The sequence below is a fragment of the Nocardiopsis endophytica genome (genome assembly GCF_027706725.1).
In the GTDB taxonomy this organism is placed as follows: domain Bacteria; phylum Actinomycetota; class Actinomycetes; order Streptosporangiales; family Streptosporangiaceae; genus Nocardiopsis_A; species Nocardiopsis_A endophytica.
The window spans coordinates 1-25,597 of record NZ_JAQFWQ010000104.1; the positions used below are offsets into that span (position 1 = coordinate 1).

23 protein-coding genes are annotated in these 25,597 nt (G+C 73.8%); 7 read left to right on the forward strand and 16 right to left on the reverse strand.

The features are described from left to right. Positions 1-194: 194 nt before the first annotated feature. Positions 195-1,277 (reverse strand): DUF4349 domain-containing protein, encoded by a 1,083-nt coding sequence (locus O4J56_RS25785; protein WP_270689361.1) that lies wholly within the window; start codon positions 1,275-1,277, stop codon positions 195-197. A gap of 202 nt (positions 1,278-1,479) precedes the next feature. Between O4J56_RS25785 and hemG the strand changes: the two genes are divergently transcribed. Then, positions 1,480-2,904: a protoporphyrinogen oxidase gene (gene hemG / locus O4J56_RS25790; RefSeq protein ID WP_270689363.1), complete on the forward strand. Its 1,425-nt coding sequence runs from the start codon at positions 1,480-1,482 to the stop codon at positions 2,902-2,904. A gap of 64 nt (positions 2,905-2,968) precedes the next feature. After that, on the forward strand, positions 2,969-3,673 hold the full coding sequence (gene hemQ / locus O4J56_RS25795) for a hydrogen peroxide-dependent heme synthase (protein WP_270689365.1): 705 nt from the start codon (positions 2,969-2,971) through the stop codon (positions 3,671-3,673). Positions 3,674-3,956: 283 nt separating this feature from the next. Here the strand turns inward: hemQ and O4J56_RS25800 are convergent, their stop codons facing one another. From O4J56_RS25800 to msrB, 3 genes are all read right to left on the reverse strand, one after another. Then, positions 3,957-4,799 (reverse strand): CDP-alcohol phosphatidyltransferase family protein, encoded by an 843-nt coding sequence (locus O4J56_RS25800; RefSeq protein ID WP_270689366.1) that lies wholly within the window; start codon positions 4,797-4,799, stop codon positions 3,957-3,959. Further along, a complete protein-coding gene (locus O4J56_RS25805; RefSeq protein WP_270689367.1) occupies positions 4,786-5,445 on the reverse strand; it encodes a phosphatidylserine decarboxylase in 660 nt (219 codons plus the stop codon). The genes O4J56_RS25800 and O4J56_RS25805 overlap by 14 nt, the downstream gene beginning before the upstream one ends. A gap of 145 nt (positions 5,446-5,590) precedes the next feature. Continuing rightward, positions 5,591-6,043 carry a peptide-methionine (R)-S-oxide reductase MsrB gene (msrB, locus tag O4J56_RS25810; RefSeq protein ID WP_270689369.1) on the reverse strand — a complete coding sequence of 151 codons (453 nt, stop codon included), beginning with the start codon at positions 6,041-6,043 and terminating at the stop codon, positions 5,591-5,593. Between the two features lie 533 nt (positions 6,044-6,576). Here msrB and O4J56_RS25815 point away from each other — a divergent pair. Beyond that, positions 6,577-7,020 carry a hypothetical protein gene (locus O4J56_RS25815; RefSeq protein ID WP_270689371.1) on the forward strand — a complete coding sequence of 148 codons (444 nt, stop codon included), beginning with the start codon at positions 6,577-6,579 and terminating at the stop codon, positions 7,018-7,020. Positions 7,021-7,292: 272 nt separating this feature from the next. On the opposite strand, the gene O4J56_RS25820 is transcribed toward O4J56_RS25815, so the two are convergent. From O4J56_RS25820 to O4J56_RS32055, 12 genes are all read right to left on the reverse strand, one after another. Beyond that, the gene (locus O4J56_RS25820) at positions 7,293-8,051 is read right to left on the reverse strand and encodes a GntR family transcriptional regulator (protein ID WP_270689372.1); all 759 of its coding nucleotides are present in this window, start codon (positions 8,049-8,051) and stop codon (positions 7,293-7,295) included. 376 nt (positions 8,052-8,427) lie between these two features. Next, positions 8,428-9,180, reverse strand: a complete 753-nt coding sequence (locus O4J56_RS25825) for a pyrimidine reductase family protein (protein ID WP_270689374.1) — start codon at positions 9,178-9,180, stop codon at positions 8,428-8,430. A gap of 9 nt (positions 9,181-9,189) precedes the next feature. Further along, on the reverse strand, positions 9,190-11,322 hold the full coding sequence (glgX, locus tag O4J56_RS25830; protein WP_270689375.1) for a glycogen debranching protein GlgX: 2,133 nt from the start codon (positions 11,320-11,322) through the stop codon (positions 9,190-9,192). A 396-nt stretch (positions 11,323-11,718) separates the two neighbouring features. After that, entirely contained in the window at positions 11,719-13,350 is a 1,632-nt protein-coding gene (locus tag O4J56_RS25835; protein ID WP_270689376.1) for an acyl-CoA dehydrogenase family protein, read from the reverse strand. 129 nt (positions 13,351-13,479) lie between these two features. Next, positions 13,480-14,154: a pyridoxine/pyridoxamine 5'-phosphate oxidase gene (locus O4J56_RS25840; RefSeq protein WP_270689377.1), complete on the reverse strand. Its 675-nt coding sequence runs from the start codon at positions 14,152-14,154 to the stop codon at positions 13,480-13,482. 213 nt (positions 14,155-14,367) lie between these two features. Next, positions 14,368-14,919: a Uma2 family endonuclease gene (locus O4J56_RS25845; protein ID WP_270689378.1), complete on the reverse strand. Its 552-nt coding sequence runs from the start codon at positions 14,917-14,919 to the stop codon at positions 14,368-14,370. A gap of 19 nt (positions 14,920-14,938) precedes the next feature. After that, positions 14,939-15,562 (reverse strand): Uma2 family endonuclease, encoded by a 624-nt coding sequence (locus tag O4J56_RS25850; protein ID WP_270689379.1) that lies wholly within the window; start codon positions 15,560-15,562, stop codon positions 14,939-14,941. Between the two features lie 227 nt (positions 15,563-15,789). After that, positions 15,790-16,575, reverse strand: coding sequence for a sirohydrochlorin chelatase (locus O4J56_RS25855; protein ID WP_270689380.1), 786 nt, complete (start codon positions 16,573-16,575; stop codon positions 15,790-15,792). Further along, complete coding sequence (locus O4J56_RS25860; RefSeq protein WP_270689381.1) at positions 16,572-17,312, reverse strand: phosphoadenylyl-sulfate reductase; 741 nt, start codon at positions 17,310-17,312, stop codon at positions 16,572-16,574. Before O4J56_RS25860 ends, O4J56_RS25855 begins: the two co-directional genes overlap by 4 nt. Next, on the reverse strand, positions 17,309-17,512 hold the full coding sequence (locus O4J56_RS25865; RefSeq protein ID WP_017627449.1) for a hypothetical protein: 204 nt from the start codon (positions 17,510-17,512) through the stop codon (positions 17,309-17,311). Before O4J56_RS25865 ends, O4J56_RS25860 begins: the two co-directional genes overlap by 4 nt. 51 nt (positions 17,513-17,563) lie before the next feature. Continuing rightward, positions 17,564-19,231, reverse strand: a complete 1,668-nt coding sequence (locus tag O4J56_RS25870; protein WP_270689382.1) for a nitrite/sulfite reductase — start codon at positions 19,229-19,231, stop codon at positions 17,564-17,566. A gap of 209 nt (positions 19,232-19,440) precedes the next feature. Then, on the reverse strand, positions 19,441-19,530 hold the full coding sequence (locus tag O4J56_RS32055) for a putative leader peptide (protein ID WP_333563675.1): 90 nt from the start codon (positions 19,528-19,530) through the stop codon (positions 19,441-19,443). A gap of 248 nt (positions 19,531-19,778) precedes the next feature. On the opposite strand from O4J56_RS32055, the gene O4J56_RS25875 reads away from it, so the two are divergent. From O4J56_RS25875 to O4J56_RS25890, 4 genes are all read left to right on the forward strand, one after another. Next, positions 19,779-21,266: a YihY/virulence factor BrkB family protein gene (locus tag O4J56_RS25875; protein WP_270689383.1), complete on the forward strand. Its 1,488-nt coding sequence runs from the start codon at positions 19,779-19,781 to the stop codon at positions 21,264-21,266. A 108-nt stretch (positions 21,267-21,374) separates the two neighbouring features. Beyond that, positions 21,375-22,112 (forward strand): HNH endonuclease family protein, encoded by a 738-nt coding sequence (locus O4J56_RS25880; protein ID WP_270689384.1) that lies wholly within the window; start codon positions 21,375-21,377, stop codon positions 22,110-22,112. A 598-nt stretch (positions 22,113-22,710) separates the two neighbouring features. Then, complete coding sequence (locus tag O4J56_RS25885; RefSeq protein WP_270689385.1) at positions 22,711-24,126, forward strand: hypothetical protein; 1,416 nt, start codon at positions 22,711-22,713, stop codon at positions 24,124-24,126. A gap of 29 nt (positions 24,127-24,155) precedes the next feature. Continuing rightward, positions 24,156-24,932, forward strand: a complete 777-nt coding sequence (locus tag O4J56_RS25890) for a hypothetical protein (protein ID WP_270689386.1) — start codon at positions 24,156-24,158, stop codon at positions 24,930-24,932. The last annotated feature ends 665 nt before the right edge of the window (positions 24,933-25,597 follow it).

Consider the following 25,597-nt stretch of genomic DNA (forward strand, 5'->3'; position numbering starts at 1 on the left):
AGCCGGGGTAAAAACGGACAGCATAAGCCCGACTTCCCCGAGATCAACGCCGAGCGCGCCCGCCTTTCCGCGCGGGCTCTAAAAGTGTCGATTTCACGACGCGGGATGCCCGGACCCCATGTCGGCTGTCCGGTATGCCCGGTATGTGCTGCCCGGGCGGCCCCTCGGCGATGATCATTGCCGAGGGCGAGTGGTCAACGGTCCTTCGGCCGCTCCTTGTCGGAAGGCGTGTCGGGGTCATTTTCGGCCTTGGGGGACTTGGGGGTCTCGTCAGGCGCCTTGTCGGGGGTGCCGGGCTTGGCGGGGGCCCTGCTCTCCGCGTCGGCCCGGCCGCGCCGGAACGACCGGGGGCGCGGCACCACCGAGCGGCCCGTGCGCCTGCGCCACCAGACCACCGGGGCCAGCAGCACGGCCGCCACCACCAGGAACGGCAGCAGCCAGCCCGCCGCCACCGCGATGCCTCCGGCCACGACCACCAGCGCCTGCCAGCCGTAGGCCAGGCCGCCGGTGAAGCCGATGAAGTCGCCGCCGTCGCTCGTCGGCCGGTCCGAGGGCTCCCGCAGGTGCAGCTCGACGGTCCCGAACGACGTCGACTCGCTCAGCGCCTTCTGCCGGGCCTGCAGCGCCTCCAGCTCGGCCTGGCGGTCGGAGATCTCCTTCTCGACCTTGAGCACGTCCTGGACGTCCTCGGCCTCGGCCAGCAGGTCGCGCAGCCGGTCCAGGGAGGCCTCGGCCGACTCGACCCGGCTGTCGACGTCGGCGACCTCCTCGGTCACGTCCTCGGCCTCGCGCTCCAGCGAGACGCGCTCGCCCAGCCCCGCCAGCTCGTCCAGCGCGGCGTCGTACCCCTCCTGCGGCACCTTCGCCACGAGCGTCGCCGACGCCGGCCCCGAATCGGACGGGGACACGCTCTCGCTGGCCACGTGCCCGCCGGCGTCCGCCACCAGGGACTTGGCCTCCTCCGCGGCCTCCTCCACGTCGTCGGACTCCACGGTCATCATCGCCGTGTGCACCACCTGGCGCTGCTCGGCGTCGACGTCGAGCGCACCGCCGCCCTCGCCCTCCTCGGCCCCCTCGTCCACGGCCGCTTCGGGGGCGGCGGCGTTCTCCTGCGCCATGCCGCCCGCGTCCGATGCCGAGTCGCCGCCGCCCGCACCGCATCCCGCGGCGAGCAGTGCGGCCAGGACCACCGCCAAGCCGCCCGCCGCCCTGGCCCCGCCGCGGCCCATGAGCGTGCCCGCCACCGCCGTCCGGGACGGCGTCCGCACCGTGTCCACTGAACTCCCCGCCTCTGTATCCGCGTGCAGTGTCGCTATATGCCTTCGACGTGGCCGTCATCACACGGGTTGCGGGCGGGGGGTAACGCCTCGGTCACGCGCGCCGCCCAGGGGATCGGCGCAGGGGAGGAGGGGGGATTGTGCGCCACGCTACGCCCGGGGCGGTCACGGGTCCCGCCACTCATCTGGAAAGCTGAAGGACATGCAGACACGACCGCATGTGGCGGTGGTCGGGGGCGGACTCGCCGGGCTCACCGCCGCCTACCGCCTGGCCCGCGGCGGCGCGGGCGTCACGCTGCTGGAGGCCGGGCCGCGCGTGGGCGGGAAGCTGTACGCGTCACCGGTGGCGGGCGTCCCCGTGGACGCAGGGGCAGAATCGGTCCTGGCGCGCCGCCCCGAGGCCCTGGACCTCATCTCCGAGCTCGGCCTCGACGACCGGGTCGAGCACCCCGCGCCCGCCCCCGCGCGGATCTACAGCCGTGGACGGCTGCGCCCCTTCCCCGCCGGCCAGGTCATGGGCGTGCCGGGCGACCTGCGCGCGCTCGCCCGCAGCGGCGTGCTCTCCTGGGGCGGCACCCTGCGCGCCGCCCTCGACCTGGTGCTGCCGAGCACCCCCGTGCGCGGGGACGTGCCCGTCGGCGCCTACATCAGCGCGCGCATGGGCGCCGAGGTCGTCGACCGCCTGGTCGAGCCCATGCTCGGCGGCGTGTACGCCGGGCGTACCGACCGGCTCTCCCTGGACTCGGCCCTTCCGCAGATCGCACCGGTCGCGCGCACCGAGCGCTCCCTGGCCCGGGGTGTCGCGGCGCTCAAGAGACGCCAGACGGCGGCCGCCGGGGACGGACCGCCCGCCCCCGTCTTCGCGACCCTGCGCGGCGGCCTGGCCGTGCTCGTCGACGCCCTGGCCGAGCAGGCCGAGAAGCACGGCGCCGACCTGCGCACCGGCGCCCCGGTTCGGTCGCTGCGCACCGGCGCCGAAGGCGGCTGGACGCTGGAGGCCGACGGGGCCGGACGGATCGCCGCCGACGCCGTGGCGCTGGCCTGCCCGGCCCCCGCCGCGTCCCGGCTGCTCGCCGACGCCGCCCCCGACGCCGCCCGCGAACTCGCCGGGATCGAGTACGCGAGCATGGCCATCACCACCTTCGCCTTCCGCGCCGCCGACCTGCCCCCCGGGCTGAGCGGCAGCGGCTTCCTGGTCTCCCCGCGCGAGGGGCTGACCATCAAGGCCGCCACCTTCAGCAGCCTCAAGTGGCCCTGGCTCAAGGAGGAGCTGGACCGCGAGCACCCCGGCGAGGACCTCGTGGTCGTGCGCTGCTCCATCGGCCGCGCGGGCGAGGAGGAGGCCCTGCGGCGCACCGACGGCGAGCTCGCCGAGGCCGCCCTGGCCGACCTGCGCACCGTGTGCGGCCAGGCGGGCGCGCCTCTGGAGCGGCGGGTCACCCGGTGGGACGGCGGCCTGCCGCAGTACGACACCGGCCACGCCGCGCGGGTGCGCCGCGCCCGCGCCGCCGTGGCCGCGGTCCCGCCGGTGGCGCTGTGCGGCGCCGCCTACGACGGCGTCGGCGTCCCCACCTGCATCGCGAGCGCCACAGGCGCCGCGGAGGAGCTTCTGACCGCGGGCGCATGAGCCGCCCGGAGCGCCTGGGCCCCGCCCCGGCGCCCCACGCCCCATACCGAGCGAGGAGAAGACAGTGAGCAGCGAGACCACCCCGACCGGTGCCGACCCCGAGGAGCTCAACAGGCTCATCCGGTACACCATGTGGTCGGTGTTCAAGGCCGGGGACCTGGAGGGCCTGGACCGGTCCGCGGCCGCCGAGGAGCTGACCGCCCTGTTCGAGGACGGCAAGAGCGGCGTCACCACCCGCGGCTCCTACGACGTGCAGGGCTTCCGCGCCGACGCCGACATGATGTTCTGGTGGATCGGTGACACCCCCGAGGCCGTGCAGGAGATGTACACCGCCTTCCGCCGCACCGCGCTGGGGCGGGCGAGCGAGCCGGTGTGGTCGGTGGTCGGCCTGCACCGCCCCGCCGAGTTCAACCGCGGCCACGTCCCGGCGTTCCTGGCCGGGGAGGAGCCGCGCGACTACATCTGCGTGTACCCGTTCGTGCGCTCCTACGAGTGGTACCTGCTGCCCGACGAGGAGCGCCGCGCCATGCTCGCCGAGCACGGCAAGATGGCCGCGGGGTACGCCGACGTGCGCGCCAACACGGTCTCCACCTTCGCCCTGAGCGACTACGAGTGGATGCTCGCCTTCGAGGCCGAGGAGCTGCACCGCATCGTCGACCTGATGCGCCACCTGCGCGGTGCTAAGGCCCGCCGCCACACCCGCCTGGAGGTGCCCTTCTACACCGGCCGCCGCAAGAGCCCGGCCGAGCTGGTCGAGTCCCTGGCCTGACCCGCCGGCGGGACGGGCGGCGCGGACGCGGCCGCAGACGGCGCGAGGGGCGCCGGGGATCTCCCCGGCGCCCCTCGCTCGTGTCCGTGTGGGCCATGGCCCGGTGTGCGCTGCCCGGGCACGGCCCATGCGCCGTTCTCGCCGCGACCTCGTCGGCCATCGGCGCACCCGGGCCGACGCCGCGCCTCCACGCCGTTCGCGTCGGGCGCGGCCCGGTCGGGAGGCCCGGACGCACGCGGGGCCGCGCTGTCGCGCGGCCCCGGCTCGCGGTCCTCGGCGGTCCTCAGCCCTCGCGGGCGGCCGGGACCGCGTCCTCGTCGGGGTCCGGACGGCCGGCGCGCCGGACCGTCACGACGTAGAACGGGATCGCCAGGATCAGCACCAGCACCAGCCCCGACCCCGAGTACAGTAGGGTGTTCCCGGCCGGGGCGTCCATCGCCCACGCCGCCAGGCACCCCACGCTCACCAGGATCCAGGCCAGCACCATGTAGGCCAGGCGCCCCTTGGGCTTGGGGTACTCGACCCGGCTCACCATCAGCCAGGCCACCACCAGGACCGCCCCCGTGCCGACCAGCACCGGCGGGTCCAGCAGCACCACCGTGATCACGGCCATGGCGCCGAAGGGGCTGGGCAGCCCGGTGAAGGAGGTGCAGCCCGGTGTCTCGCAGGAGAACCGCGCCAGCCGCACCACGACCGCCAGCAGCACCGCCGCGGCCGCCGCGATCGGCAGCGGCCCGCCGGACCCGGCGATCGTCCCCCAGGCCACCACGAAGAACGCCGGGGCGAACCCGAAGCTGATGACGTCGGCGAGGTTGTCCAGCTCGGCGCCCATGCCGCTGCCGCCGAGCTTGCGGGCCACCCGCCCGTCGAACAGGTCGCAGGCGGCGGCCAGGAGCAGCAGGACCACGGCGGTGGCGACCGAGCCGCGGTCCAGCGGGCCGCTGCCGCCCGCGGCGATCTGCGCCGACTGGGCGGCGGCCAGCTGCCACACCGCCATGAAGCCGAACAGGGCGTTGCCCAGTGTCAGGTAGTCGGCGAGCGCGAGCCGCACGCGCGGCGCGGCGTCCTCCTCGGAGAGGGCGGCCGCGCGCGGGCGGGGCAGGAGTGCGCGGCTAGTCGCGGTCAAGGCGCGTCGCTCCCGCCCGGACCTTCTGCCCGACCTCCACCGCCGGGGTGACACCGGGCGGGAGGTAGACGTCGACGCGGGACCCGAAGCGGATGAGGCCGATCCTCTGCCCCTTCTCCGCCTTCTGGCCCTCAGAGAGATACGGGACGATACGCCGGACCATCGCCCCGGCGATTTGGACGACCGTGACTTCGCCGATCTCGGTGTCGAAGGTCCAGATGACGCGTTCATTACGCTCGCTGTCCTTGTCGAATGCGGGGCGGAATCCTCCGGGCCGGTGCTCGATCCGGGCGGCCACGCCCGCGATGGGGGCACGGTTGACGTGCACGTTGAGGGGGTTCATGAAGACGGCGACGCGAATGCGGCCGTCGGACTGGACGTCGATGCTCTGGACGACGCCGTCGGCGGCGGAGACCAGCCGGCCCTGGGCCGGAGCCCGTTCGGGGTCGCGGAAGAACCAGGCCATTCCCGCGGCGAGGCCGACCGCGGGGACGGCGAGCACGCGCGCCGCCCGGGACCGCCGGGCGGCCAGCAGGGTGGCGCCGGCCACCGCACAGGCGGGTGCCAGCCACGGGGCCGAGCCCTTGGCCATGCGGACGGGCACGGCGGGGCCGGAGGAGGGGGTGGGATCTGAATCGTCGGTCATCGGATGCTTTCGTCGTGAAGCCTGGCGGCCGGCGAGCGTCGAGGGGCGCGTCTCGCGCGGCCGGACGGTCGGCCCGGCATGGGCGCCGCGGACGCCGGACGGCGGACCGGTCCGGGCCCACCGCCGACACCCATAAGGGAGGATGCTATTCCACCGGGCCGTCCGCCTCCAGGGTGAGTGCCACTGAGTTGATGCAATAACGGTCGTCGGTCGGGGTGGGGTAGCCCTCACCGCGGAACACGTGACCGAGGTGGGAATCGCAGCGTGAGCAGCGAACCTCGGTACGTATCATGCCAAGCGAGCGGTCCTCGTGCAGCGTTACGGCGGAGCTGTCGGCCGGGTCGTAAAAGCTCGGCCAGCCGCAGTGTGAGTCGAACTTCTCATCGGAACGGAACAGCTCGGCGCCGCAGGCGCGGCACCGGTAGACGCCCTTGACGCCGGTGGAGACGTACTCGCCGCTCCAGGGGCGCTCGGTGGCGCTCTGGCGGAGCACCGCGTACGCCTCCGGGTCGAGCAGGCGCCGCCACTCCTCCTCGCTCTTGCGGACCGGCTCCTGGGCCCGCCCCGCGTCCTTGCCGTCCATGGCTTCCTGGTCCATGGGAGCGACGCTACCTCGGACGCCCCCTGATGTGCTCACCGAGCATCCTCCAAGCGGCCCAGAGGCGCACGTCAGGCGAACGGAAGGGCGGCGGGGCGGGTAAGGGCGGCCGCGCCCCTCAGGTGCGCGTGTCGGCACGCTCACGGGCGCGACAGCGGTACGGGGCGCCGGCCCGGCGTCAAGGCGCCTCACGGGGCCGACTGTGGCCCCGTCTCACCAGGTGGGACCGGGGGTGCGCCGACGGGCCCGCGGACCCGCGCGGCCGCCCGGTCGGCACCGTCCCCTCCCGCCGCTGACCAGGTGCGGATCGGGTCGAAGGTCTCGCTCCGGTCGTTCGCGGCCGACTCCGGCATTACGGAGTGAAGGGAGAATCCCGGCTGATCATTCGCGTTGTGCGCGTTCATCGCGAACCGCCTCGGGTACGTGATTTTCAGGGTGTCGGACACGGTGGGAGCGAACGATCCATGCTCGTTTCGTATCGCCCAGGGTCGATGACGCGAGGGCGCCCGGTGGCCGCGGAGCGGCGGGCGACGGTGGGTGCGGGACTCTACCTGCGCCTCGTCGCCGGGTACTGGGTGCAGACAGTGGTCGAGAGATGCGCCGCCCGCGCCCGGCAGGGCGGGCGGCGCATCGGTGAGGCGGTCGCGGTGGCGCGGCCGGGATGGGAGGTGATCGCGGAGGCGGCCGGCGAGGTGCGCTGGGCCGCCGAGGTGAGCGGAGCGGTGGCGGCCGCGCGGGTCGACCGCATGCGGCCGCGCCCGTGGGGTGACCGCGGGCTGGCGGTGGCGGCGGCGCTGACGGCGCTCGTGGGTCTGGCGGTGGCGGCGCTGCTGGGGGTCGCCCTGGCGCACTGGGCCGCCTCCGACGCGGGCGACGTCCTGTTCGCGGCGTCCGGGGCGGTGGCCGTCGGCCTCCTGCTGCTGGCGCTGCTGTACCTGGTGTTCGCCGAGAAGCCGGAGAGGCGGCCGCCGGACTGATCCGTCCGCGCCGCCGGGAACGACGCGGGCCGGGGCCGTCCTCCCCGGCCCGTCGCCGTACCGCCTCGGCCGCTGGAGAACCGATGGGCGCTCTCTAGAGAGCCTGTACCCACAACCGGAGGCGGATCCTCACGCGATCGCCCGGAATCCCCGTCGGTACGGGGATTCCGGGCGATCGCGCGCGGGCGGGCGGTTCCGGGCCCGTTCCGGGGGAGGCGGCCCGGCCGCGCCGCCGGGGGCGGCGCGCAGCCGCTGTGGCCTGCCGGGGGGCCTCAGGCCTCGAAGTCGTACTGGAGCACGTAGGCCGACCCGTCGAGGGTCATCTCGTTCAGCTCGACCGCGAGTCGGTCGTCGGTCAGAGCGGTCCGCAACACGTCCAGAACGGGGGTTCCGGCGCTCAGGCTGAGCGCCTCGATCTCTCCGGGGGTGGGCATGCGCACCCGGATCTCCTCGGTGAAGTGCGCCGGTGCGTGGCCGAGTTCGGCCAGTCGTGCATAGATTCCGCCGGGGCCCGTGTCGACCTCCGTGATGGGGGTTCCGTGCACCAGCTCCCGGGGCAGGTAGGAGGTGGCGAGCTGCATGGGGCGCTCGTCCAGCCGGTAGCGGCGGCGGCGCCGGAGCACCGGCGTCCGCTCGGGCAGGTCCAGCGCACGCGCCACGTGCGGCTGCGCGGGGACCTCGTCGACCACGACGCTGTCGGTCTCGAAGGGCCGGTCGCCGGCGTCGGCCTGCCAGATCGCCCGCCCGCCGCCCCACAGGTCCCGGGAGAGGCGTTTGGGCCCGTGTCTGCGCAGCGGGCGGAAGGCGCGCACGTAGACGCCGGATCCGCGGATGGGGACCACGATGCCCTCGTTGATGAGCACCGAGAGCGCCTGCCGGGCGGTCGCCCGGGCGACGCCGTAGCGCTTCATCAGGTCGTTCTCGCCGGGGACGCGGTCGCCATCGGAGAGCCGCCCGGAGGTGATCGCGGCGCGCAGCTCCTCGGCGATCTCCCGGTAGACGGGAGGGGGGTCGTTGTCGGACGTCGGCACTGTCTTCATCCTCTCGCCCGGAGTGCGTGCTTCCGCAGGGACGCGGGGACCGCTGCCGGATTGGTTGTGTTCTTACCCTTAATCCCCCTCCTACTCCGCTGTGCGAGGGGGCGGCCGGGAAGGGCGCTCCACCCCTCCGCACAGGCGGTATGTCCGTGCCGGGGCCGATTCATGCACGGATGGGGGACAGCCGAAACCGGCCACGGCCCCGGTCCGATCGGAGCGGAGGGGTGGTACGGGACGTCCGAATGTGTTCCGGGAGGGGCGGCGGGCACGACGGCCGCCCCCGGACGCCGGAAGGGGCCCAGGGGCGGCCGGGGGCTGAGGGGGGCGCCGGGCGGGGCCCACGGTGCGCGCAGTGGGCCCGCAGCGGTCCTCAGGCGCGCGTGTAGCGGGCGAAGAGCGCCCCCTCCGACTCCAGCAGGTGCTCCAGGCGCAGGTCCTCCCGGTGCGACGGGGCGTCCCCGGCGACGATGCGGGAGGGGGCCGGGCCCAGCAGGTGCGGGCTGGTGGTCAGGCACAGCTCGTCCAGTAGGCCGGCCGCGGTGAACTCCGCCAGCAGGTGCGGGCCGCCCTCGCACAGCACCCGGTACAGCCCGCGCTCGGCCAGCGCGCGCACCACCGCGGCCGGGTCGACCGACCCGCCATCGCCGGCGAAGACCACCTCGGCCCCGGCCTCACGGGCGTCGCGCACCCGCTCCTCGGGCGCCGAGGCGGTGGTGAACAGCAGCGTCGGCGCGTCCTCCGGCGCCGCGGCCAGCAGGTCGGGGTGGACGTCGAGGGTGCGGGTCACCACCGCCACCGACGGCGTGGCCGGGCGCCCCTCCCGCAGCAGCGACCACACCTCCCGCGGCCGCACCGGCCGGTAGCCCTCGATGCGCGCCGTGGCCGCCCCGGCCAGTACCACGTCGCACAGCCCCCGCAGCACCCCCATCACCCGCCGGTCGGCCGGGGACGACAGGTCGGCGGAGCGGCCGGTGGGCCCCCAGGCGCCGCCGTCGGCGCTGGAGACCATGTTGCAGCGCACCCAGGGCCGGTCCAGCGCGGCGGGGTAGGCGTACAGGGCGGCCAGGTCGACCTCGGCCGACGGGGCGGGAAGCAGCGCGCGGAAGCGCGGGTCGGTGTCCATGGGGGCAGGTTAGACGCCTGTGGCGGCGCCGTGCGAGACGCGGCGCAGGAGCAGCAGGGCGCGGTCGATCACGGGCGCCGCGCCCCCGGCGGGGATCAGCGGCCGCCCGTCCACGTCCGGCTCGGCGGTGTCGAGCACCGCCTCCCAGGCGAGGCCGAACTCCCGGCCGGGGACGGTGAAGTCGACCGGCTCGGCCCCGGAGTTCAGCAGCAGCAGGAAGGAGTCGTCGCGCACCCGCCGCCCCCGCGGGTCGGGCTCGGTGATGGCGTCGCCGTTGAGGAACACGCCGAGCCGGGTGGCGCCGTCGTGCCAGTCGTCCTGGTCCATCATCGTGCCGTCGGGCCGCAGCCAGGCGATGTCGGGCAGCCCCCCGTCCGCGCCGTCCGCGCCGGAGCGACCCTGGAAGAACCGGCGGCGGCGGAAGACCGGGTGCTCGCGGCGCAGCCGGGCCAGCCCGCGCACGTACTCCAGCAGGTCCTCCTCCTCGGCGGCGGCCTTCCAGTCCACCCAGGCGATCTCGTTGTCCTGGCAGTAGGCGTTGTTGTTGCCGCGCTGGGTGCGGCCGATCTCGTCGCCGTGGGAGAGCATGACCACGCCCTGCGAGCAGAACAGCGTGGCCAGGAAGTTGCGGACCTGGCGGCGGCGCAGCGCCAGCACCTCGGGGCGCTCGGTGGGGCCCTCCACCCCGTGGTTCCAGGAGCGGTTGTCGTCGGTGCCGTCCCGGTTGTCCTCGCCGTTGTCCTCGTTGTGCTTGTGGTCGTAGGAGACCAGGTCGGCCATGGTGAAGCCGTCGTGGCAGGTGACGAAGTTGACCGAGGCCACCGGGCGGCGCCCGTCGTCCTGGTACAGGTCGCTGGAGCCGGACAGGCGCGAGGCCATCTCGGGCACGACCGGGTGGCCGCGCCAGAAGTCGCGGACGGTGTCGCGGTACTTGCCGTTCCACTCGGTCCACAGCGGCGGGAAGTTGCCCACCTGGTAGCCGCCGGGGCCCACGTCCCAGGGCTCGGCGATCAGCTTGGCCTGGGAGATCACCGGGTCCTGCTGGACGATGTCGAAGAACGTGCTCAGCCGGTCCACGTCGTGGAACTCGCGGGCCAGCGCCGAGGCGAGGTCGAAGCGGAACCCGTCGACGTGCATCTCCAGCACCCAGTAGCGCAGCGAGTCCATGATGAGCTGCAGCGAGTGCGGGTGGCGCACGTTGAGGCTGTTGCCGCAGCCGGTGTAGTCGACGTAGTAGCGCGGGTCGTCGTCGACCACGCGGTAGTAGGACAGGTTGTCGATGCCCCGCAGCGACAGTGTGGGCCCCATGTGGTCGCCCTCGGCGGTGTGGTTGTAGACGACGTCCAGCAGCACCTCGATGCCGGCCGCGTGCAGCGCCTTGACCATCGCCTTGAACTCCTGCACCTGCTGGCCCCGGGAGCCGTTGGCGGCGTAGCCGCTGTGCGGGGCGAGAAAGGCGAGGGTGTTGTAGCCCCAATAGTTCGTCAGGCCCCGGGCGACCAGGGCGTGCTCGGGAACGAAATGGTGCACCGGCATCAATTCGACGGCGGTGACGCCGAGCGCGCTGAAGTAGTCGACCATCGCCGGGTGCGCCAGCCCGGCGTACGTTCCCCGCTGGTGTTCGGGGACGTCGGGGTGGAGCATGGTCAGACCGCGCACATGGGCCTCGTAGACGACGGTCTCGTTATAGGGGATGCGCGGGCGCGACTCGTTGCTCCAGTCGAAGAAGGGGCTGACGACGACGCATTTGGGGACGTTGGGGGAGCTGTCGCGGGTGTTCTGCCGGGACGGGTCGTCGAAGTGGTAGGAGAACAGGGACTCGTGCCAGCGCACCGACCCGTCGATGGCCTTGGCATAGGGGTCGACCAGCAGTTTCGCGGGGTTGCAGCGCAGGCCGCGCTCCGGGGCGTAGGGGCCGTGGACCCGGTACCCGTACCGCTGGCCGGGGCCCACGCCGGGCAGGTATCCGTGCCAGACGAAGCCGTCGAACTCGTTCAGCGGAACGGCGGTCTCGGTGCCCGCGTCGTCGAACAGGCACAGGTGGACGGCCTCGGCCGCCTCGGAGAACAGTGAGAAATTCGTCCCCGTCCCGTCGTAAGTGGCACCGAGGGGGTAGGGGGTGCCTGGCCAGACTTCCACCATGGGGTCGCCGCTCCGCTCGGGATCGTGGGGCAGTGTTCTCGTCGTTCTCGTCGGCTCATTTCGCCCGTCATCGGTATTGTGCCCGCTTTCCCGTCCTCTTTCCGGGAAGCGACGCGGTTCCGATGCGGATTCGCGGGCGGTCCGTCGGACGGACCGAGTGATTTCCCCGCAAGCCGGACGGGAATCGGCGTGTGGCGCGGCCCTTCCGTGCGGGACCGCTTCGCCCCTGTGACGCGCCGGGGGGCCCAGCGGTGCGGCCGGTGTCCCGATCCGGCCGTGCGCCCCGTCCCCCGTACCGAAGCGGACCGGCCCGCGGGGGCGTCCCCCACGGGCCGGCCGCGTTCGCGCTGAGCGGGGGCGCCGCCCCCGGACCGGGTCTCCGGCGTCGTTCCCCCGTCAGTACCTCGGGCGTGCGCGGTCCAGGATCGCGGCGGTGTCGACACCGCGCGGCAGCGCGCCGAACACGTCGCCGCGCCCCTCGCCCAGGCGCGAGCCGACGAACGCCTCGGCGACCGGGGCGGGGGAGTGGCGCAGCAGCAGCGAGGCCTGCAGGCACAGCGCCATCGACCGGACCAGCCCGCGCGCGCGGAACTGGACGTCGTCCAGGTCCGACAGGGACTCCTGGAGCCGCTTGACCTCCGCGTCGAGCCGCGCGTCCGCGCCCTCGGCGAGGCGGACCTCGGCGAGGAAGGCCTCCAGCGCCTCGGAGCTCTTGGCCATCGCGCGCAGCACGTCCAGGGCGGCCACGTTGCCCGAGCCCTCCCAGATCGAGTTCAGCGGCGACTCGCGGAACAGGCGCGGCATGCCCGACTCCTCCACGTACCCGTTGCCGCCCAGGCACTCCAGGGCCTCGCCCGCGTGGGCTGGAGCGCGCTTGGTGACCCAGAACTTGCCCACCGCCACGGCGAGCCGGCGGAACGCCGCCTCTTGGGCGTCGCCGCGCACCGACCGGTCCGCCGCCGCGGCCAGGCGGGTCATCAGGACCGTGGCCGCCTCCGACTCCAGGGCCAGGTCGGCCAGCACGTTGCGCATCAGCGGCTGGTCGATGAGCGCCGCGCCGAAGGCCCGCCGCCGGGAGGCGTGGTGGACCGCCTGGAGCACCGCCGCGCGCATCCCGGCCGAGGAGCCGATGACGCAGTCCAGGCGGGTGCCGTTCACCATCTCGATGATCGTGCGCACGCCCTGCCCGGGCTCGCCCACCGGCCACGCGAGGGCGCCGTCGTACTCGATCTCGGCGGAGGCGTTGGAGCGGTTGCCGAGCTTGTCCTTCAGGCGCATCAGGTGCATGGGGTTGCGCGACCCGTCCTCCAGGACCCGCGGCACCAGGAAGCAGGTCAGGCCCTCGGGGGCCTGCGCGAGGGCGAGGAACACGTCGCTCATGGGCGCGGAGGTGAACCACTTGTGCCCGGTGAGGCGGTAGGAGCCGTCGGAGGAGGGGACGGCCCGGGTGGTGTTGGCCCGCACGTCCGAGCCGCCCTGCTTCTCGGTCATCGACATCCCGGCGATTAGGCCCTGCTTGGTGAGCGGGGGGCGCAGGCCGAAGTCGTAGGTGCGGGAGGCGAGCAGCGGCTCGAACCGCTCGGCGAGCTCCGGGGAGCGGCGCAGGGCGGGGACGGCGGCGTAGGTCATCGAGACGGGGCAGCCGTGGCCGCCCTCGACCTGGGACCACACGTAGAACTTGGCGGCGCGGGCCAGGTGGGCGCCGGGGCGCTCGTCGGCCCAGGGGGCGGCGTGCAGGCCGTTGGTGACGGCCGTGTCCATGAGCACGTGCCAGGCGGGGTGGAAGTCCACCTCGTCGACGCGGTGGCCGTAGCGGTCGTGGGTGCGCAGCTCGGGGGTGTTGCGGTCGGCCTGCTCGCCCCAGGCGCGCGCCCGCGCGCTCCCGGCGAGCCGGCCCAGCTCGTGCAGCTCCTCGCCCGCCCACCCGGCGCCCTCCCGCTCCAGCCCCTCCAGCAGGGCGGGGTCGGCGGCGACGTCGTCGCCCTCCAGCGGGGCCGCCTGGTTGAGCACCTCGTGGGTGGGGGGCATGGGGCACCATCCTCTCCGGGACCCGCTCCGGGACCGCGGAGCGAATCCGAACGGCATTCGGTCGCGATGCGCCCAGGATAGCCCCCGGCCCGCCGGTGGTCCCTTCCCCGCCCTCCTCTCCCGGCCCGCTCAGGGCCAGAGCAGCTCCCGCCGCCAGGCGTCGTCGATGGAGGAGCGGGAGTAGCGCAGGCGGGTGTGCAACCGCTTGGGGTGCCCCTGCCAGAACTCGGCCTCCATCGGCACCAGCCGGTAGAGGGCCCAGGAGGAGGGGACGGTCCGGGGGTCGGCCTCGATGGCGGACAGCCCGTCCTCGAAGGCGCGGGCGACGGCGTCCGGGTCGTCGAGCGGGGAGGACTGGAGGCCGTGCATCCCGGCGGCGCGGCCCTCGGGGGAGCGCTCGAGGAAGTCGGCGGCGTTCTCCTCGGGGGTGCCGATCAGCACGGGGCCGCGCAGCCGGATCTGCCGGGCCTGCTCGCGCCAGTGGAAGACCATGGCGGCCTCGGGGCGCTCGGCCAGCTCGCGGCCCTTGCGGCTGGTGGAGGAGGTGGCGAAGGAGAAGCCGCGCTCGTCGGCGTCCTTGAGGATGAGCACCCGAACCGAGGGGGCGCCCCCGGCGTCGGCGGTGGCGACCGCCGCCGCGTGCGGTTCGCCGACGCCCGCCTCGACGGCCTGCCGCAGCCACTCCTCGAACAGCTCCAGGGGTTCGACGGGCGCCGAGGCCGGATCGAAGGGCGGCGTGGCCCCGGCGAAGACCGGCAGGTCACGCAGCAGCCGTCTGATCCCGTTCCCGCGCGCAGGCGCCATGTGTTCCTCCTGAATCCGGGGGATTGGAGTCGGTAGAGAGATGAGTGGGAAAGCGCTGTCGCCCCGACGCTACCCCGCCACACCCTCACGGCCAGGGGCGGAGGACCATGTCTTCACCTGTGGCCGTGGTCACGCCGCCCTGGGGCACACGCCCGGCCAGGAAGGCGCCGGTGACCTCGACGGCCCGGCCGCCCCCGATCGTCCGCTGAGGAGTCAGGAGTAGGTCATGAGGTCGCCCGTCTCGATCACGATGCCTTCGAGAGGGGAGGGGAGCTTCACGGTGTCTCCGAAGTGCAGTCGGTTCACCGACGTGTACACGCCGTCGGTGGGCGCGGAGTGGAGGATCAGCGAAGCATCCCCGGGGTCGGCGATCAGGTAGAGGGGAATACCGAGTGCGGGATAGACGACGGCCCTGTCGAGCACGTGCCCGGCCATGTCGGAACGAGGGACGACATCCATAGCGAAATAGACTTCTTCCGGCGTGGCGAGCCAATCGTCGGCGTCGGTATCCTCCAGGTCGAGGTCCAATACGACCGCGTCGGGAATGGCGTAGTCGTCACTGTCGGGAAGTCCGACTGCGGTCCGCTGCAGGGGGATCATCGGAGGCTGCAGCTGGTGGAGGAGCTGACTGAAGATCCGCTCCCTCACTCCGGTACGACGCAATGTCGGGCGCGGGGAAGCGATGAACACCCCATCGAGGACCTCTACCTTGAACCCTTTCGGAAGGGCTTCGAGGACCTGGTCCGCCAGCGGTCGCAGGGCCATGGAACTCCGCTCTCGTCGTTCATCGGCTCTTGGGCTTCGCATACTTGGTGAAGGATTCGGTGTTGATCTCGACTCCGCCGAGGGGGTCCGGGAGCTTCACCGTCTCGCCGAAAGCCATTCTGTGTACCGCTTGGTATTCCCCGTCGCGTGGGTCCGAGTGGAGGATGAGGGATCCGTTGCGGGGATCGACGATCAGGTAGATCGGGATCATCATCCTGGCGTAGGTGATCGGCTTCGCCCTGAGGTCCCGGAGGGCATTGCCCTTGGAAACGACCTCAAGGGTGAACTCGATGGTGTCAGGGGGATTGCGGTGGATCTCTTCTTCTGTCGCTTCGATCGGCAGGACGACGAGATCGGGTACAGCGAGCTCGTCGTCCTCTCCGTTGAACCCGACACCAACGGGATAGAAAGTCGTCAGGCCATCAGGAAGCTGTGGCCGTACTTGGTACATGATCTCGTGGGCGAACCACGTGTGCTTGTTCACGGGGATGGGGGACACGACGACTTCTCCTCCGAGAACCTCGACCCGGTATCCGGCGGGGAGCTTCTCGGCCACGTGGTCGGCGAGTGCGCGGAGCGACATAGGCCCCTGATGCTCTGCCTCTTCGGCAGGGACCGGGGCGTCGATCTCGGCAACGGACATGGGGTCTGCTCCTCTGTTAGACGCGGACATCGTAGAGACCAGCCCCTCTCCCTGTCCGGGAAACCGTGGAATCCCCCGGAAAAACGCCTTCGGCCTGTCCACGAGCCTAGTCACGGCCGCACGGAAAGGCCAGTTCCCGTCCGCCCGACACACGAATGCGGCCGCCGCCCGACTCCTTGGGCGGCGGCCGCATTCGGACCGCCATCGCACCGGCCTTCGGCCGGTCGCTAACCGGCGGCCACCCGTGGGAAGGCCGGGGCCGTCCGCAGGGCCTCCTCATAGCGGTGGACCACCAGCTCGGCCAGCTCGGGCGCGTCCCCCAGGGCGGGCGACACCGCCGCCGCCCCCTCGGCGAACGCCTGGTCGGCCACCCGGTCGGCGAAGAAGCCCGGCGCCAGCAGGTAGGTCGCCGCCGCCACGTGCGGCGCCCCCTCCGCGCGCAGCCGGGACACCGCCTCGGCCGGGGTGGGGGAGGCCATCGACGCGTACGCCGCGACCACCTCCCGCCACGGGCCGCGCCGCGCCAGCTCCGCCGCCGCCCCCTCGATCACCGCGTTGGCCTCCGGGTCGCTCGACCCGGCCGACGCCAGCACCAGGGCGGTGTCCGGCGCCGCCTCCCGACCCACCTCGCGCAGCCGCCGCTCGACCGCGTCCAGCAGCAGCGGGTGCGGCCCCAGCGTGCCCGCGTAGCGCACGCGCAGCCACGGGCAGGCCGCCGCCACCCGCTCCAGGACCCCCGGCAGGTCCACCTTGCTGTGGTAGGCCGCGGTCAGCAGCGCCGGGAGCACCACGACCCCGCCCGCGCCCTCGGCGGCCAGCCCGGCCAGCGCCGACTCGGCCCCCGGCTCCACGTGGTCCAGGTACGCCACTCGCACGTCCAGGTCCGGGCGCAGCTCCCGCACCCGCGCGAACACCCGCTCCACGGTCGCCGAGGACCGCTCGTCCTCGCTCCCGTGCGCCACGGCCAGCAGAGGGACGCCACCCTCGGCCGCGGGGCCGCCTGCGGCGCTCACAGGTGGATCCCGCACTCGGTCTTGGCGAACCCCGCCCAGCGGCCGCTGCGCGGGTCCTCGCCCTCCTCCACCCGGCGCGTGCAGGGCGCGCACCCGATGGAGGGGTAGCCGTCGTACTGCAGCGGGTTGACCAGCACCCCGTGCTCGGCCATGTAGGCGTCCACGTCGTCCTGCGTCCACCCGGCGATCGGGTTGACCTTCACCATCCGGCGGCGGCGGTCCCACTGCACGACCGGGATGTTCCGCCGGGTGGAGGCCTCGTCCCGCCGCAGCCCGCTCAGCCACGCGTCGTAGGGCTCCAGCGCGCGCTTGAGCGGCTCCACCTTGCGCAGGTGGCAGCAGATGGACGGGTTGCGGCCGTGCAGCCGCGGCCCCAGGTCGCGGTCCTGCTCGGCCACCGTCCGCTGCGGCTCCACGTTGATCAGGTTGATCGGGTACATCGCGGCCACCGCGTCGCGCGTGCCGATGGTCTCGGCGAAGTGGTAGCCGGTGTCCAGGAAGATCACGTCGATGCCCGGCACCACCGCCGAGACCAGGTCGACCATGAGCGCGTCGGCCATGGAGGAGGTCATGCACAGCCGGTCGCCGAAGGCCTCGGCGGCCCAGGCGATGACCTCCCGGGCGGGGGCGCCCTCCAGCTCGCGCGCCGCCCGCTCGGCCAGCGCGCGCCGCTCCTCGTCGGTATCGGCGGTCTCGGCGCCGGGTCTGGTCCCGGCTTCGGGGTTCGTGACGCTCATTCGTTCCCATCCGTCCCGGTCGGGCCCGCGTCGCCGGCGACGGCGGCGGCGCGCAGGCCGACGAACTTCACCCGGAAGACCCGGGCGCAGGAGTAGCAGGCCCAGGCGTAGCCCGCCCCCTGCTCGCCGTCGCCCTCGTGCGGGGCGAGGTCCTCGTCGCCGCAGTACGGGCAGTAGTGGGGGGCGGCTCTCTCACTCACGTTCGTCCACCGTCCACTGGGTCGTCTCGGGCCGGGCCGCTCCGGGCCCGGTCACTTGAGGTCGGCGTCGTCGGCGCGGGCCGCCCAGACCGCGAACGGCTCGCCGTCCTCGCGCTGGTCCTGGAAGCGGCGCAGCACCCGCTCGACGTAGTCCGGAAGCTCCTCGGCGGTCGTCTTCAGGCCGCGCACCTTGCGCCCGAAGGAGGAGTTCAGCCCCATCGCCCCGCCCAGGTGCACCTGGTAGCCCTCCACCTGGCGCCCGTCCGGGCCGGTCACCAGCTGGCCCTTGAGGCCGATGTCGGCGACCTGGATGCGGGCGCAGGAGTTGGGGCAGCCGTTGATGTTGATCGTCACCGGCTCGGGGAAGTCCGGCAGCCGCCGCTCCAGCTCGTCGATGAGCGTGGCGCCGCGGTCCTTGGTCTCCACGATGGCCAGCTTGCAGAACTCGATGCCGGTGCAGGCCATGGTCTGGCGCCGGAACACGCTGGGCCGCACCCGCAGGTCCTCGGCCTCCAGCGCCTCCACGATGGAGTCGGTGCGGTCGGGGTCCACGTCCAGCACGACCAGCTTCTGGTCGGCGGTGGTGCGGATCCGGTCCGAGCCGTGCTCCTCGGCGATGTCGGCGATGCGCGCCAGCTTGGTGCCCGACACCCGCCCCACGCGCGGCGCGAAGCCCACGTAGTTGCGCCCGTCGCGCTGGCGGTGCACCCCCACGTGGTCCCGCTCCAGCCCCGGGTCCAGCTCCGGCGCCGGCCCGTCGGGCAGCGCGTAGCCCAGGTACTCCTTCTCCAGCACCTCCCGGAACTTCTCCGCCCCCCAGTCCTTGATGAGGAACTTGATCCGGGCGCGGTGCCGCAGCCGCCGGTAGCCGTAGTCGCGGAAGACCGAGGTCACCCCGGCCCACACCTCGCTGACCCGCTCGGGCGCCACGAACACGCCCAGCCGCTTGGCGAACATCGGGTTGGTCGACAGCCCGCCGCCCACGTGCAGGTCGTAGCCGGGGGTGCCGTCCGGGCCGACCACGCCGACGAAGGCCACGTCGTTGATCTCGTGGTTGGTGCAGTAGGAGGAGCAGCCCGAGATGGAGGACTTGAACTTGCGCGGGAGGTTGGAGAACAGGGGGCTGCCGATGTGGTCGTCGTGGACCCGGCGGATCTCCTCGGTCGCGTCGATGACCTCGTCCTCGGCGATGCCCGCCAGCGGGCAGCCCAGGATGACGCGGGGGGTGTCGCCGCAGGCCTCCATGGTGGACAGGCCCACCGCCTCCAGCTTCTCCCAGATGGCGGGCACGTCCTCGATGCGCACCCAGTGCAGCTGGACGTTCTGCCGGTCGGTGATGTCGGCGGTGTCGCGCCCGTAGGCGGTGGAGATCTCGGCGATGGCGCGCAGCTGGGCGACGGTGAGCTGGCCGCCGTCGATGCGCACCCGCAGCATGAAGTAGCGGTCGTCCAGCTCCTCGGGCTCCAGCACCGCGGTCTTGCCGCCGTCGATGCCCGGGGCGCGCTGGGTGTACAGCCCGAACCAGCGGAAGCGCCCCCGCAGGTCGGCGGGGTCGATGGAGTCGAACCCGGCCTTGGAGTAGATGTCGATGATGCGCTGTCGGACGTTGAGCCCGTCGTCGTTCTTCTTGTTCTCTTCGTTCTTGTTCAGCGGCTCGCGGTAGCCGAGGGCCCACTGGCCCTCCCCACGGCGGGGGCGGGCTTGGGTGGCGGGAGGCATGTCCGGGTGTCCTCCGAGCGGATCTGCGGGGCGTCGGGCCGGGCCGCCGCGCACCCCTCCCCGGCCGCGCTCCCCGGTCGCGCCATCGGTTCCGGGGCAGGGCTCATCGCCGGTTCGGCTGGAGGACGTCGGCGCCGCTCGCGCCCCAATGTGTACGGGCGGGATTCGGGCGCGCGGGGGGCTGCAGTGGCCCCGCGCGCTGCGGCGGGTCAGCCGACGGTGCGACAGATGGCGCTGCTCACCCGAAGCAGGTCCACGTGCCGACGCACGTAGAGCATGGGGTCGATCGCAGCCATCATGTCAACGACGATGACACGCGGCGCGCCCGGATGTCCAGGTCTGGGCGGCACCGGCCGCCAGTGAAGCACGTCACGTGCACGGCGTGGCGTCGTGCGTGCGCCGGTGTGCATGCGCCCCCGGCCGTGTCGGCCGCGCCCCGCCGATCAGGTCGCGGGGAGGTCACGGTTGCCTATGCGGACCGACACGAAAAGCGGTCCCCGCGCGCCGCCGCACCGTCCCCTGGGGCGGGGAAGCCTAACGTGGTCGTGTGAGGGGCTTCGCGGAGCGTGTGCGGGCCGGGACGCGGGCATGGGCCGAGCGCCGCCCGCTTCCCGGCGGAGCGGTGCTGCTGACGGCGCGCACCGTACGCGCGGTGGCCCGCACGCGCATCATCGGCCTCGCCGCCGAGTCGGCGTTCTTCTCCCTGCTCTCTCTGCCCGCGCTGCTGCTCGGACTGGTCGGCACCCTCGGGCACCTGCGGGGCGTGTTCGGCGAGCGGACGGTGCTGGAGATCCGCACGTGGATGCTGGACCTGGCGGCCCAGGCGCTCACCGAGCACACGGTGGACACCCTCGTCGCCCCCCTGGTGGACGACTTCCTGCGCGGCGCCCAGGGCGGCGTGCTCTCAGTGACCTTCCTGGTGTCGCTGTGGTCGGGCTCGCGCGCGATGAACGTCTTCATCGAGGCGATCACGATCGCCTACGGACTCGACGGGCTGCGGGGCTACTTCGCCCGCCGCGCGCTGGCGTTCGTGGCCTACCTGGGCGCCCTGGTGTTCGCGCTGGCCGTGCTGCCGGTGATGGTGGTCGGCCCCGACATGGTGCACCGCCTGCTCCCGGCGACCGTCGGCCACCTGAACAACCTGTACTGGCCGGTGGTGGGCGGGCTGACGGTGCTGGCGGTGGCGATGCTGTACGCGCTGAGCGTCCCCGCCCGGGTGGCGTTCTGGCGCTACCTTCCGGGGGCCGCTCTGGCCGCCCTCATCCTGCTGCTGGGCAGCGTGGTCCTGCGGCTCTACCTGGACGCCTCCCTGGGCCAGGTCACCATCTACGGTTCGCTGGCGGCCCCGATCGCGGTGCTTGCGTGGCTGTGGGTGATGGCGCTGGCGGTGCTCATCGGCACCTCGCTCAACGCCGAGATCGACCTGATGTGGCCGACCCAGCGCACCGCCGCTGCCCGCGCCGAGCTGGCGGCCCGCCGCGTGGCCAGCGCCGCCCAGCAGGTCGAGCGGCACGAGCAGGCCATGCAGACGGCGGCCGAGCGCGACGAGCGCCGGGACGAGCGGCGCGGCGAGCAGGCCGAGGCGGTCAAGACCGGCACCAAGCGGCTGTGGAACGGCGTGCGGCTGCAGGTGAACGAGCGCCTGGCGCGCGTCGTGAGGCAAGGGGAGTCCGTGCGGTTGAGCGACCACGGGTCCGGTGGCGGCCACGAGGACGGTGGCGACCACGGGGCCGGAAGGGGCGGGGGCGAGGACGCAGGGGAGGACGGCGGCCCCGGCGCCCGCGGCGCGACCCCCGAGGACGCTCCCGAAGACGGCCGGGAGACCGGCCCGGAGGACGGTACGGAGGGCGGCCCGGGCGAGGGCTCCGCGTCCCCCGCCGGCACCGTCGGCTCCGAGAGCCCCGAACACCCCTCCGGTCCCGGTGCGGCCCACCCCGGCGCGAGCGGCCCTGGGGAGTCCGGGGGCGGCGAAGGGCCCGGCACCCCCGGCCCGCGTCCGCCCTCCGACCGGGCCGAGAGCCCCCCGCGATCCTGAAGCCGCACCCGCTGGGGCATCCTGGACGACGACGGTTCCGACGCGCGTCCGCCCCGCCCCCCGTCCTCCCGCACTCCCGGCCCCGAGTCACGACAGGTTGAGCACGCCATGCCCCGCACCCCCAAGCGCCCCTCCACGCGCGACCGGCGCGACCGCCGCAAGACCGGCGCCTACGCCATCGTCGTCGCGGTCATCGCCGTCGCCGCCTTCCTGCTCATGGTCAAGGAGCAGGGCCTCGACGGCGCCCTGCGCACGCTGACCGGCGGCGAGGCCACCGGCACCGCGGCGGGCGGGGAGAGCGCCGACGCGCAGGAGGCGCGCAGCACCCTTGAGTCGATCCCCGTGGCCGAGCCCGAGCCGCGCGGCGACTACGAGCGCGACGAGTTCGGCTCCTCCTGGATCGACACCGACGACAACGGGTGCTCGACCCGCAACGACATCCTCGCCCGGGACCTGGCCGACGCCGAGGTCCGGGACGACTGCAAGGTGGTGTCGGGCGTCCTGGACGACCCCTACACCGGGGAGACGATCGACTTCTCCTCAGAGGACCCGCAGGCGGTGCAGATCGACCACGTCGTGCCGCTGTCGCTGGCCTGGCGCATGGGCGCCTCGGAGTGGGACCGCGACACCCGCGTGGAGTTCGCCAACGACCCCGGCAACCTCCTCGCGTCGGACGGCCCGGCCAACATGTCCAAGGGCGACTCGGGCCCCGGCGAATGGCAGCCCTATGACGGCTTCCAGTGCGACTACTCCCTGGCCTACATCGACGTGACGGACCGCTACGGACTCTCCCTGGCCCAGGAGGACCACGACGCCCTGGGGGACATGCTCGACACCTGCGCCTGAGGCGCGCGCATAGGGCCTTGTGCCGGGACCGTCGGCAGCGGCGGTCCCGGTCCGGACGGATCGCCCGCCCCCGCTCCGCCCGGCTCCGGAAGGTCGCGGATCAGCGACGGAACCGTCACGGATCGGTGGCCGGATGCGGCCACGCCTGCGGCGCTCCACCGCGGCCGTCCGGCCCTCCGTCCTGGGCTCCGAGGCGGAGGCCGACGGGGCTCCCGGCCACCCTCCCCGCATCCTCGCTGGTGAACGCCGTGAGGAATCGGTGACGCGGTGTACCGCCGTGGGGTTGCCGGGATCCGCGCCACTCTGTATGACCGTGTTCTCCAAGGGCAGGGCGGGCAGAGCGCGGCTGGAAGGGGAACAGTATGCTCGTCGAGGCCCGTGTCGCCCCAAAGGTCGACGGATCCGTACACGGCCCGCACCGGGGCGGCCAAGCGACAGCGCCCGCAGCCCCCCGCGAGATCCGCCGCCCCGCCTCCGGAAGGCGGCCTTTCGACGAGTCGATGAACAGGTTCCCGAACAGCATGAGCGCAGCGATTCCCCCGCGGGCCGGACGGCCCTCCACCCGTCCCGGTACCCGGCAGGCGGCGGGCGGTGGCGCATGAATGGCCCCGACTCCGGTGCGAACCACGCCTTCGTCGTCGTGGTGATCGCGCCCGACGAGCGCAGCGCCGAGATCACCATCGCGGGGCGCACGCAGGTCGTCACCGGTGAGACGCCCCGGCAGACCCGGAGCGGCGCCATGGACGCCGCGGCCTCCTACGCCGCGCACCTGGGCCGCCCCGTGCTCGTCAACGCCCGCGACGCCAACGGTTCCTGGCAGCTGTCGGTCTCGCCCACCGGCGTCGTGCAGTCGGTCGGCGGTACGGACGCCGAACTCATCGGGACCCCGGAGAAGAAGAAGGGGTCCTCGGGCAAGGGCCGCATCATCGCCCTTTCGGTGGTCGGCGGCGTCCTGGTGCTGGGACTCCTCGGCGGCGGCGGATACCTCGCCCTCGGGCTGCTGCCCTCCGGGGGGTCCGGCGGCGGTGGCGGAGGCGGGGACGACGGCGGGACCGTCGTCTTCGACAGCCGCCCGGCCCCGCCCGGGTTCTCCGACGAGGCCGTCTGGACGCGCGTCCTGGCCTCCGAGTCCAACCCCGCCGTCGCGCCCGACGGCGGATCGGCCGTGTTCGTCTCAGAGGAGGGCGCGCTGACCGTCGTCGACCCCGACGGCGAGGAGCGGTGGACCTCCGAGCTGCCCGAAGGCGTCTCCCCGAAGGGGGCCGCGCCCTACTTCGTCGTCGACGGGGACGGCTACGGGGTCGCCCTGCTGGACGACGGGACGCTGTGGCAGTGGCCCGCGGACGGCGGCGACCCGGTCGAGACCGCGATCCCCGACGGAGCGCGCGTGTCCTTCCCCGGGCACGCCCCGCTGGTGGAGGACGGGGGCGAGGCGTTCATCCCCGAGGACGGCGAGCTCGCGCCCGTCGACGTGCCCGAGGGCTACGGCGCCATGCTCAACGACGGCCGCAACGTCCTCACGGCCGTGCGCAGCGGGCCGTGGGAGTGGGTCGGCCCGGGCGGCGAGCAGGTCGAGCCCGAGGAGCCCGAGGGCGCCGACGACATGGACGAGCTTCTGACGGCGCGGGCCGAGACGGTCGTGGTCGTCTGGAGCGCGGGCGGCGGGGAGTCGGTCCTCGCCGTCCACGACTCGCGCGACGGTTCCGTCATCGCGCAGTCTCCCGTGGACCCGGACGACCTGGAGGACGCGCGCTGGGTGGAGGGCGACGGCGTCGCCGCCTACGGCCCGGTCGTGTTCGACCTGGACGGGGGCGCGGCGCACGACGTCGGCCTCACCCCGCTCAGTGCCTCCGGGGACTGGGTCTTCGGTGAGCTCGACGGCGAATCCGTCGCCGTCGACTCTGCGGGAGAGCCGACCGTGCTGGAGGAGAACACCGCCCGCCCGTGGGGCATCCTCGGCGACCGGGCGGTGGTCGTCTCCGGCGACTCGGTGTACGCGCTCTCCCCGGAATGATTCCCCCTCTCAGAAAAGAAAGGAGCAGGATGTCGCACGCACGACGCGCCTTCGGTGTCGCCGCAGCGGGCCTGCTGGCGGCCGGTTTCTCGGCCTCCCCGGCCTTCGCGGACACGGACGAGGCCGCGAACGAGCCGGTCGAGGCTCCGGTCGAGCCGGCGGCGGGGTCCCCTGAGGACACCGGCATCACGCTCGAACTGGACCCGATCGGTCTGGTCGACGACCTGATCCCGAGCCCGGACGACCCGCCGCCGCCGGAGGACCCCGGTGTCCCTCCGACGGACCCGCCGGGCGACCCGGGTGACCCCGGCGACCCCGGCGACCCGGGTGACCCCGGGGATCCGGGCGACCCGGGCGACCCCGGGGATCCGGGCGACCCGGGTGACCCCGGCGACCCCGACCCCGGTGACCCGGGCGACCCCGACCCGGGCGACCCCGGTGACCCGGACCCGGGCGACCCGGGCGACCCCGACCCCGGTGACCCGGGCGACCCCGACCCGGGCGACCCGGGCGACGAGAACCCCGGCCCGGGCGACCCGACGCCTCCGCCCGCCGACGAGGGCGGCACGCCCGGCGGCGACGGCGGCTCCGACGGGGGCGGCTCGGAGACCGGCGGCTCCACCGGCGGTTCCGAGTCCGGCTCGGGCGGCACCACCGCCTCGGGCGACGAGGGCCCGACGGAGCTCCCGGTGACCGGCGTGAGCGACCTCGAGGGCTTCGTCCTCGGGGGCGTGCTGGCCACCGGCCTGGGCGCGCTGACGATCTACGCCAGCCGCCGCAAGGCCGCTCCGGCCCCGCTCGCCTGACACAGGCGCACGGCGCGACAGGGGGCCCGGACCGCACAGCGGTCCGGGCCTCCGGCGTTCAGCGGCCCGGCGAGGTCACCGGGCTCATGAGGCGGATCGGCGAAGAGCGCCGAAGAGGCAGGCCGGCGGTGCTCAGCGCCACGTCGTCGGCCGTGCGGCGCGTGCGTGGTCGCCGGAGAGGGCGGCGACGGAGTGAGGGGGGCGGTTCCCCGGCCCTGCCTCCCGGGCGGCGGGCCTTTCGCGGTGCGGGGAGGCGGGCGAGCGGGTACCCCGCTCACGGCCTCACCCGGGCGGCGGGCCTGCGGAGTGCCAGGGGAAGGGCGGCGACGACGGAGGCGGGCGGCCCTCGGCGCAGCGCTGTCGTGTGGCGGGCGTGTGCGTGGTCGCTGTGTTGGGCGGCGACGGAGTGAGCGGGACGGTTCCCCGGCCCTGCCCCCCGGGTGGCAGGCCCCTCGCGGTCCGGGCGGGCGCGTAGCCGTCCGCGTTCGTGGCGCCCGTCGGCCCGGTGCCCCTGCCCCTTCGCGTTGATCTCGGGAAAATCGCCCCTACCAGGCCGGTTTTAGCGTCGTTTCCCCCGAGATCATCGAGGGGGCGGCGGTGCGGGGGCGTTCTGTTGTTGATCTCGGGGAAGTCGGGCTTATCGTGTCCGTTTTAACCCCGAGTTC

Bases quoted from the DNA above. Each gene is read 5' to 3' on its own strand.
- hemG (WP_270689363.1), top strand. From the start codon at position 1,480: ATGCAGACACGACCGCATGTGGCGGTGGTCGGGGGCGGACTCGCCGGG.
- O4J56_RS25805 (WP_270689367.1), bottom strand. From the start codon at position 5,445: ATGACCGACGATTCAGATCCCACCCCCTCCTCCGGCCCCGCCGTGCCC.
- msrB (WP_270689369.1), bottom strand. From the start codon at position 6,043: ATGGACCAGGAAGCCATGGACGGCAAGGACGCGGGGCGGGCCCAGGAG.
- O4J56_RS25825 (WP_270689374.1), bottom strand. From the start codon at position 9,180: ATGGACACCGACCCGCGCTTCCGCGCGCTGCTTCCCGCCCCGTCGGCC.
- glgX (WP_270689375.1), bottom strand. From the start codon at position 11,322: ATGGTGGAAGTCTGGCCAGGCACCCCCTACCCCCTCGGTGCCACTTAC.
- O4J56_RS25835 (WP_270689376.1), bottom strand. From the start codon at position 13,350: ATGCCCCCCACCCACGAGGTGCTCAACCAGGCGGCCCCGCTGGAGGGC.
- O4J56_RS25840 (WP_270689377.1), bottom strand. From the start codon at position 14,154: ATGGCGCCTGCGCGCGGGAACGGGATCAGACGGCTGCTGCGTGACCTG.
- O4J56_RS25845 (WP_270689378.1), bottom strand. From the start codon at position 14,919: ATGGCCCTGCGACCGCTGGCGGACCAGGTCCTCGAAGCCCTTCCGAAA.
- O4J56_RS25850 (WP_270689379.1), bottom strand. From the start codon at position 15,562: ATGTCCGTTGCCGAGATCGACGCCCCGGTCCCTGCCGAAGAGGCAGAG.
- O4J56_RS25860 (WP_270689381.1), bottom strand. From the start codon at position 17,312: ATGAGCGTCACGAACCCCGAAGCCGGGACCAGACCCGGCGCCGAGACC.
- O4J56_RS25870 (WP_270689382.1), bottom strand. From the start codon at position 19,231: ATGCCTCCCGCCACCCAAGCCCGCCCCCGCCGTGGGGAGGGCCAGTGG.
- O4J56_RS32055 (WP_333563675.1), bottom strand. From the start codon at position 19,530: ATGATGGCTGCGATCGACCCCATGCTCTACGTGCGTCGGCACGTGGAC.
- O4J56_RS25880 (WP_270689384.1), top strand. From the start codon at position 21,375: ATGCCCCGCACCCCCAAGCGCCCCTCCACGCGCGACCGGCGCGACCGC.
- O4J56_RS25885 (WP_270689385.1), top strand. From the start codon at position 22,711: ATGAATGGCCCCGACTCCGGTGCGAACCACGCCTTCGTCGTCGTGGTG.
- O4J56_RS25890 (WP_270689386.1), top strand. From the start codon at position 24,156: ATGTCGCACGCACGACGCGCCTTCGGTGTCGCCGCAGCGGGCCTGCTG.